The 8,885-nt window shown below is 62.0% G+C and carries 7 protein-coding genes and 1 pseudogene; 5 read left to right on the top strand and 3 right to left on the bottom strand.

The window, feature by feature from the left end:
* Positions 1-286 precede the first annotated feature (286 nt).
* The 3 genes and pseudogenes from AC3WQZ_RS34395 to AC3WQZ_RS34385 all read right to left on the bottom strand — a co-directional run bounded on the left by AC3WQZ_RS34395 (position 287) and on the right by AC3WQZ_RS34385 (position 4,198).
* Complete coding sequence (locus AC3WQZ_RS34395) at positions 287-544, bottom strand: CopK family periplasmic copper-binding protein (protein ID WP_340522398.1); 258 nt, start codon at positions 542-544, stop codon at positions 287-289.
* Between the two features lie 117 nt (positions 545-661).
* Positions 662-1,031: pseudogene (locus tag AC3WQZ_RS34390) on the bottom strand (copper-binding protein).
* Entirely contained in the window at positions 1,028-4,198 is a 3,171-nt protein-coding gene (locus tag AC3WQZ_RS34385) for an efflux RND transporter permease subunit (protein WP_454749928.1), read from the bottom strand. The pseudogene AC3WQZ_RS34390 and the gene AC3WQZ_RS34385 overlap by 4 nt, the downstream one beginning before the upstream one ends.
* Before the next feature lie 1,160 nt (positions 4,199-5,358).
* On the opposite strand from AC3WQZ_RS34385, the gene AC3WQZ_RS34380 reads away from it, so the two are divergent.
* The 5 genes from AC3WQZ_RS34380 to AC3WQZ_RS34360 all read left to right on the top strand — a co-directional run bounded on the left by AC3WQZ_RS34380 (position 5,359) and on the right by AC3WQZ_RS34360 (position 8,683).
* Complete coding sequence (locus tag AC3WQZ_RS34380; RefSeq protein WP_454749927.1) at positions 5,359-5,673, top strand: hypothetical protein; 315 nt, start codon at positions 5,359-5,361, stop codon at positions 5,671-5,673.
* A 373-nt stretch (positions 5,674-6,046) separates the two neighbouring features.
* Positions 6,047-6,394: a hypothetical protein gene (locus tag AC3WQZ_RS34375; RefSeq protein ID WP_454749926.1), complete on the top strand. Its 348-nt coding sequence runs from the start codon at positions 6,047-6,049 to the stop codon at positions 6,392-6,394.
* 302 nt (positions 6,395-6,696) lie between these two features.
* The gene (locus tag AC3WQZ_RS34370) at positions 6,697-7,464 is read left to right on the top strand and encodes a class I SAM-dependent methyltransferase (protein ID WP_454749925.1); all 768 of its coding nucleotides are present in this window, start codon (positions 6,697-6,699) and stop codon (positions 7,462-7,464) included.
* Positions 7,465-7,831: 367 nt separating this feature from the next.
* Positions 7,832-8,320 carry a CzcE family metal-binding protein gene (locus AC3WQZ_RS34365; protein ID WP_454749924.1) on the top strand — a complete coding sequence of 163 codons (489 nt, stop codon included), beginning with the start codon at positions 7,832-7,834 and terminating at the stop codon, positions 8,318-8,320.
* Between the two features lie 129 nt (positions 8,321-8,449).
* On the top strand, positions 8,450-8,683 hold the full coding sequence (locus AC3WQZ_RS34360) for a hypothetical protein (protein WP_454749923.1): 234 nt from the start codon (positions 8,450-8,452) through the stop codon (positions 8,681-8,683).
* Positions 8,684-8,885: the final 202 nt, after the last annotated feature.

Raw genomic sequence — 8,885 nt, 5'->3', positions numbered from 1 at the left:
CGGCGTCGCCCGTTTGCCCTGAAAAACGGGCCATCACGCGATTACGAGACATAATCCGGTAGGGTATATAGTGCCGCTTATCTTCCCGGCGATATAAGCGGCACTATCATGCGACCCATGCGCTGGCGCGCGGCGCGGAATTGACATCGGTCCGGGACTACCTGCGTCACGCGTCGATCTCGACCACCTCGACTACCTGCACGGCGACGAAGTGAAACGGGCGCGGCAAATCAGGACAGCATGGACCGACGATAAGTGGGCCATCGGCCAGCGTAGCATCTCGAAGTCAAGGTTTCAGTGTCCCCTTTTCCGTGAGCTGCTTCCAAATCGCGTTGTTCTTCATCATAAACTTCGTCCCGTCCTTGGCTTCCATGACGACATTGTCGCGCATTCTGACGCGTTTTCCGGCGGCATCGATGTGGACCATGGTACCGTCTTTCAAGACCATGATTTTGCCCCCATCCTTGAGCTCGATGGTCTGCTCTTGGGCCGCGAAAGCGGAGAGGGACAACAGCATCAGCAAGGGAAGAGTGTATTTACGCATGATGCATCTCCATTGAAATTTGGACTGAGTCGGCGCACCGACGGTGTGCCGGTCAAGCACGGCCTGACTGGTATCCTCCTTTTCGCCCTCCACGGGCACAAACACTTCACCGACCTTTCAGCACCGCCTCGGCCGGCGGTGCCGAAGCACTAATTTAGGACGGCGCATGTCCACGACGGTAGGCTTGCCGTCCGTCTCGGACATGGCGGAAACCTTCTCGCCCTCCTTGACGTTCTTCAGCGCCGCCCGGTCCTTCACCGGGAACGACATAGTCATCGCGCCCATTCCGAGATGCTCGATGGGGCCCGTTTGAGCGTCACCTTGCCGGCCTGTGGGTCAATCGGTCAATCTTCTGCGGGGACAGGCTGTGCGGCTTGTTTGGATTGCGCAGCGGGCTTCATGTCCATGCCTTCCATCCGTGTCGCCGCAAATGCTGCCGGCATGGGGCGCGCGCAAGAACGAGTGAGAGAGCGGGTGCGTGTTTCATTGTGATTCCTCGTGAAGAGTGGGTTGAGGGGGAACCGCAAGGGTGTTGGCACGGCGCCTGCGCATCAGCAGGTAGACAGCCGGGATGACGAGCAAGGAAAGCAGCGGGGCGGTGACCATGCCCCCAACCATGGGAGCAGCAATACGTTGCATAACTTCGGAGCCGGTGCCGCCCCCCCACATGATGGGCAGCAGCCCCGCCAGAATGACGGCCACGGTCATGGCCAAAGGGCGGACCCGCAATGCCGCGCCTTCATGAATTGCTTGGTTTAGCGCAGACTGGTCAATATGCCCACCCGCTGTTTTCCTGAGCCAGGATTGCTTGATGTAAAGCAGCATAATGACGCCGAACTCTGCCGCGACGCCGGCCAGCGCGATGAACCCGACGGCACTGGCTACCGATAGGTTGTGGCCGAGCAGGTATAACAGCCAGAACCCCCCGACCAGAGCGAACGGCAGGGTTGCCATGATGAGCAGGGCTTCGTCGAAGCGCCTGAACGTCAGGTACAGCAAGAGGAAGATGATGAGCAGCGTGAACGGCACCATGACCTTCAGCTTCTGGGTGGCACGCTCCAGGTATTCGAACTGGCCAGACCAGCTGATGGAGTAGCCGGCAGGGAGTGGCACCGCCTTCGCAACGACGGATTGCATCTCCAGTACTGCGGAGCGCAGATCCCGCCCGCGGATGTCCACGTAGATCCAGCCGGACAGTCTGGCGTTCTCGCTGCGCAGCATCGGCGGGCCCTGCGTTACCTGGATGTGGGCTACGTCCGACAATAGAATCTGCTGCCCTCTATTGGTGACGATGGGAAGCATGCGCAATTGTTCGACCGAGTCGCGATAGTCACGTGGATATCGTACGTTAATGGGGAAGCGCGCCAGCCCATCCAGTACTTCGCCCACGTTCTCGCCGCCGATAGCCGACGCCACAATGCTTTGCACGTCTTCAATGTTGAGTCCGTAACGGCCAGCCGCTGCACGGTCGATATCAACATCGACATACCTCCCGCCCGTGAGGCGTTCGGCCAGCGCCGAAGTGACCCCATGCACCGATTTGACGGCCTGCTCAACCTGGCTGGCGAGCCGGTCAATCTCCTTCAGGTCAGTACCTGCGACCTTGATACCGACCGGGCTCTTGATGCCAGTCGCCAGCATGTCGATGCGGTTGCGAATTGGCGGCACCCATATATTGGACAGGCCAGGCACTGCCACTACCTTGTCAAGCTCCTCCACCAGCTTGTCGGGCGTCATGCCCGTGCGCCATTGCTCGCGCGGCTTGAACTGGATGGTCGTTTCGAACATCTCGATAGGTGCCGGGTCGGTGGCCGAATCAGCCCGTCCGGCCTTGCCGAACACGGTGGCCACCTCCGGCACGGTCTTGATGAGCCGGTCGGTCTGCTGGAGCAACTGCGCTGCTTTGCCGGCCGACAGGCCCGGCAGAGCCGAAGGCATATAGAGTAGGTCGCCTTCGTCGAGCGGCGGCATGAACTCTCCTCCTACCCGCAGAATTGGCCACGCGCTGGCCGCGAGCACGATGGCGGCGGCCGCGATTGTCGCCTTTGGGAAGCGAAGTACCAGCGCGAGCAGCGGCTGATACAGGCGGATGAGGAGGCGGTTGAGCGGATTGGATTGCTCCGCGGGAATCCTGCCGCGAATGAGATAGCCCATCAGGACAGGAATCAACGTCACCGCCAAGCCGGCTGCCGCCGCCATTGAGTAGGTCTTAGTGAAGGCCAGTGGCGAGAACAAACGACCTTCCTGCGCCTCCAGCGTAAATACCGGGATGAACGACAAGGTGATAATAAGCAGGGAGAAAAAGAGCGCTGGTCCGACTTGAGTTGCCGCCTCCCCAATCAGGCGCCACTGCACGTCGCCATGCAAGTGTCGGTCAGGGTGTTGCTCGCGCCAGTGCTCGATATGCTTGTGCGCGTTTTCAATCATTACCACGGCCCCATCGACCATCGCCCCGATGGCAATGGCAATGCCGCCCAGCGACATGATGTTGGCATTCACACCCTGGTACCGCATCACGAGGAACGCCGCCAACACGCCGAGTGGCAGGGACACGATGGCGACCAGGGCCGAGCGCAGATGGAACAGGAACAGAAAGCACACCACTGCGACCACGGCGAATTCCTCCAGGAGCTTGCGCACGAGGTTCTCGACCGCCCGCTTGATGAGACTGGAGCGGTCATACGTCGTCACAATCTCCACCCCCGGCGGCAAGCTATTTTTCAGAGTCTCGAGCTTCGCCTTGACCGCCTCAATGGTCTCCAGCGCGTTCTTGCCGGAACGCATCACGATGACCCCGCCGGCGACTTCGCCCTGACCATCTAACTCTGCGATACCGCGGCGCATCTCCGGGCCGAGTTGAATCGTGGCGACATCGCCGAGACGTACCGGAATGCCCGCATCGCTCACGCTCAGCGGTATCTGCCTGAAGTTATCGAGTGTTTTCAGGTAACCAGAAGCACGGACCATGTATTCGGCTTCGCCTAACTCCAGCACGGAGCCGCCGGTCTCCTGGTTAGCCCCTTTCAGCGCGTCCAAGACCATGGCCTGTGAGATGTTATAGGCGCGCAGCTTGTCGGGCATCAACATGACCTGGAACTGCTTGACCATCCCGCCGAGGGAGGCGACCTCGGCGACATTGGGCAGCGATTTCAGCTCAAAACGCAGGAACCAGTCCTGCAGCGCGCGCAGTTGCGCGAGATCGTGCTGCCCGGTCTTGTCGATGAGCGCGTATTCGTAGACCCAGCCAACGCCGGTGGCATCCGGGCCCAGCGCTGGCTTGGCAGCGGCCGGCAGGCGGGATTGCACTTGGTTAAGGTATTCCAGCACGCGGGACCTGGCCCAATAGAGGTCGGTACCGTCCTCGAACAGCACGTAGACGAACGAGTCGCCGAAGAAGGAGTAGCCTCGCACGGTCTTAGCACCGGGCACCGACAGCATCGTGGTCGTCAGCGGATAGGTGACTTGGTTCTCGACTATCTGCGGCGCTTGACCAGGGAATGGCGTCCGGATGATGACCTGCACGTCCGATAGGTCCGGTAATGCATCGAGCGGCGTACTGCGAACTGCCCATAGACCCCATATAGTCAACATGACTGTCGCCATCAAGACCAGGAAGCGGTTACGGATGGACGCGAGGATGAGGCGGGCAATCATGGCTTGGCTCCATCGGAAGCGGAAGCGGGCTGCACAGGGGAGGGACCAACATACCGTTCTCGTTGACGCGGAAGAGCCTCATGCCGGTTGCGACGGTCATTCCGTCGCGAGTGTCGACCAAGGTGACGTCGTTATCAACCGAACTGCGGCTGCTCAACCGGGTTGTACTTCGCCCGACGCCCGGAGCCAGCTGTGGCCGCCGGTCACGACGCCCCGCCGCAGGCATGTGCAGTTGGTACTGCGCAAGGGCCCCGGCGTAGCCTTATCGGGACCGTTTTCCGGGACTCTGTTCACGCCAAGGCTGAGGCCCGGGTCCGGCGGCAGGATGCCCACGCCCGCTATTATTATTGGCGACCGGACAGCAGACCGGCGTGGCTTGGCGTCGGTGGGACCGTGGGGACACCATACCCACCGCTTCCCGCACGGATAGCGCTGCGTAAAGTGGTGCATGCGACTCATATGTGCCTGTGACCAACCAGCGCACTGGCTCGCGCTCACCGGGACTGGGGCCGCGGTACGCAAGCCCATTACTGCGGGGATCGGGCCAGGCGGAGGAATCGAACCAGCGGTGGAGCGCGCCGCCGTACGCGACGCTATCGGATTTAAAGCCGTCGATGCATACAGGGTCCGCTCCTGGCACTGAGGCATAAAACGCAGTCACGCCACGGATCCGAATCTTTTTGATAGCCGAGCTTTTCACAAGCGGGGCCCTGAATCTGCAGCGACGCTCGGCTTGCGCGGTACGTTCGGCGACCGTCGCGCACCCACCCAGCATGGCCGTGATCAGCAACAAGGACACGCATGAAATTCTCCTTCATCACACATGGCGTTGGGACGCCGTCACGCGGAACCGGGCGCCTGGCAGCCCGACCGGCAAGCAAGCGAAGCGGTGCGCTCGGTGCGCAAACGGCGATGTGGTTATCGTGAATTTGGGTTCTGGTTGCGATCGCGCCAAGAATTTCGCTTGAGCGCAATTGAGGCGCTGCGCCGGCTCTTATTACGCGACCGTTACGCAACCATTACGCGCCGGTCATTCATTTCGGCTCAAGCTCGCCGGCGGGATTGCAGCGTTACAAGCGCTCACATTTGTATGGAAGCACGAACACTCCCCTCAATGCCGACGTCGTATGCTGGCTTCCTCTACCCGCAAGGAGTCAAACATGAATAAGCTTCCGGTCCTGGTCGGCACCGCCCTACTCATCGGATTCAGTTACGCCAATGCGCAGTCGCATGCCTACGTGCATGAGGGGCATGGCCGAGGAGGAGTCATCCCGCCACGCCCTGCGCATACCGAGGTACATGCCGTGCCCGTCGTGCCCGCCGTGGCGCTGGTGCACGACGCGCACTCGTCGTATCGCCATGGCGCCGCGATGCGCGAGCCCCATCGCGAATCGCGCCACGGCATGGATCATGGGCGACGAGAGCGTGAGCGTCGTCATCACGACGCATACGCTTACGGTCCTCGCGGTCACTGAGGCGGGTGCCAGCCTATTCGTATCGTCTCGCGGACCGCCGCGCCGAGCCAGTGGGCTGGCGCGCGACGATACGCAACAAGGCATGGTGCGACCCCTTCCATCAGCGGGACTCCGCCGCTTTTGGGAATCCCTCGCATGCCCACCGGGACACCGTCGTGCCGTTCGGTAAGGCGGGCCACCATGCCGCGATCCAGTTCCTGGCTCCTCCGCTGCATAGCCGCCGTGGTTCCGGCAGCGATGGGCGCTGTGTCTGTCATGCCCCTGTCATTTTGCTGTCAGGCCGCTCCTTTACACTGCGCAATCCATTGATGCCTGCTGTCGCCGGATGAGAAGGCTGTTGCGCCACCTATCGCTTTGGCTAGTTGTGCTTGCCTTGCCAATCCAGAACATTGGCACGGCTGCAACGCTTTCCTGCGCCGAGCTGCAGCGGGGCCTTGGCGCCTACGCCGTGCTCGACGCCGCGGAGGAGGCGAGCGCCGACGATACTGACGCGCCCTGCGACACCGCATCGCATCACTGCCTGGCAAGCAAAGAACGCGGCAAGGCGCGCGATTGTCATGCCTGTGCCGCCTGCATCGCCGCTTCGCCGCTAGCCATCGCCGTCTTCTGGTCGACGCAAGCGTTGCCAACAACCGCCGGCATGCCGCTTATCGCTACCAGCACGGCATTTTCCAGCACGACGCCTGAGACGTTGCTGCGCCCGCCTTCCCGGCATCTCTGACGCCGCCGAAGCCGTTCCCTTCGGCGGCCACCTCCACCCACGTTCATAAATGTCGCCCTTCGGTTCCCTGACCGAAGGCGCGAAGGCGAACCCTGCCTGCGCTCGCGCGTCCGCGATGGCAAGGCAGGTAATTCCGGTGCAGCGTTCGATTTCGCCTTGCGAATCGCGCTCGCACAATGTTGGAGACAGCGATGCGCATCTGTAATCAATGTAAGGCCCCGCTCAAGGTAGACGTGTGGGCCTGCACCGCCTGCGGTTGGCAACCGCGCGTCCATGCGGGCGTGGCCTGTCTGGCACCAGCCATGATGGTCGACCATGATGGCTTTCACGAACCGCTCTTTGTTGAGTACGAGAGACTCGAAGCGAAGCACTTCTGGTTCGTCTATCGCCGCAAACTGATCCTGGATGCGCTGCAGCGCTACTTTCCTGACCTGCGGTCCTTCATGGATGTCGGATGCGGGACCGCAGAGAATCTGCGGGCGATTCAGGCCCGCTTTCCCCGTGTGCGCCTGGTGGGCGGCGAGGCATCGTTGCACGCACTGATGACGGGGCAGCGCAAATGCAAAGCCCAGTTCTTGCAGATGGATGCCCGTGCGATTCCCTTCACCGACGCCTTCGATGTCATGGGGGCGTTTGACGTCATCGAACACGTCGAGGACGACGCCCTAGTCCTGGCAGAGATGTACCGTGCATGCAGGGCAGATGGGGGCATCGTCTTGACGGTGCCGCAACATCCCTCGCTGTGGAGCCATATGGACGAGGTGGCCAAGCACAAGCGGCGCTATACGCGCGAGGACCTGGTGACAAAGGTTGAGGCAGCCGGGTTCGAGGTGGTCGACGTCACCTCGTTCATGACGCTGCTGTTGCCTGCGATGGCCATCTCCCGGTTGCGGCAGCGCGCCAAGCCGCCTAGCGACGCCATGGATGACGGCTTTCGCATCGGGGCGGCCTTGAACGGCGTGCTTGGAGGTGTTTGCACCATTGAGCACAACCTGATTCGAGCCGGCCTGCGCTTCGCAGCAGGCGGCTCGCTGCTGGTGGTAGCCAAGAAGAAGGGTTGGACCTCGTGAGGGGCGACAGCCACGCGGACCGGTACGCCACGTTGGGGGATAAGCACGTGCACCGCGCCGGCTGCTAACCCGCCGCAGACAACAGTACGTCTACAGCCGATGACGGATCCGGTATCGCGGGGCGTTGTTCCGGTATGCGTTTGCCGAGCGCCGCAACGGCAACGCGTCGCGGCGGACTCTGGACCTCGCGTCTCTGAAGCCCAGTTAGTTCGCCAAGCTGACGTTGACGTACCCATTTCTGCGGGAGCCGTGGGGCCGAGTCGAAGGAGCTTACATGGATGTAATTGCCGGGTAAGGTCTCGGTGAGCGGTGGCTACCTACCATAGCAGTTAAGAGGTTCTGCCTCGAAACGTCAATGGAGAGCACCATGAACACCAAGAAGACCGCCGTTACCGCACTGGCGTTGTCGGCCCTTTCCGTCCTGTCTATCTCGCCAGCGTGGAGCTCGGACCAGACCAGAACCAACGCTGGTGACAACTGGGCGCAGCACGTGCAGCGGCAAGCTGCCGAACCAGCCGGCACGCCTGCGCCGCGCGCGGTTCCCGGCGCGCTTCCCAGCGCGATGGCCGGGGCGGGGGCGGCCACACCGCTGGGGCCCCAGGCAGCGCTCTTCGGTAGCCTGGCGCCGGCGAACACGGCCTTCCGCGCGGTCACGCTCGCCCCCGGCCTCAAGTCTGTCAATGTGGACTCGGGCGACACGATCACCTTCCGCAGTGGCGCGCAGGAGGCTACCTGGATGTTTGCCGAGTTCATTCACGGCACATCCGTGGATCTTGGCGTCCTGTTCCCGGCCCTGCCCAACGCCCAGGGCGTGCGCGTCTATATCGAGCGCAGCAAGCTCTATACCGGCGGCTGAATATCACGGACCGTCAGGAGTGCCAACATGACAGATTTGTAATTTCATCGTAAGGCCCTGGTGGGGTACACCTTTCTACACTGCAAATGCAGGCTCACTGAGCCACTTACCGAAACAAGGAGAAACATAATGCGTACGTTGAAGACTGCCCTTGTGGCATTGACCGTGGTAACCCTTGGCAGCGTCGCGGGCGTCGCGAACGCCGGCGTGACTTCGCCGCGTGATACCTTTACCGATGGGGCGCACGCGATGGGCACGCGCGATCCGTTCACCGATGGCAGCCACGCCATGGGTACCCGTGATCCGTTCACTGATGGTAGTCACGCCGTAGGCGAGCGCGACACCTTCAGCGACGGCGCCTGACCGGCACCGGACCGCCGCGCCGGGGACGGTGGGTCGCCTGGCTGCCTGCGCGCCTTGCCGTGGTGCGAGTATTGGGGAAATTGGCCCGATACCCGCTGGCTCGTGCGAGGGTAAAGCATTGGAACGGTACTGAGCAAACAACGACAACGCCGCGGCGGTCTGGCTCTGACCACCGCCCAGCGGCTCGTGATCGCGCCTCAGG

Source organism: Cupriavidus sp. FW305-26 (assembly GCF_058787975.1).
The sequence above is the reverse complement of the archived record's forward strand: the minus strand, read 5'-3'. Positions and strand labels throughout refer to the sequence as shown.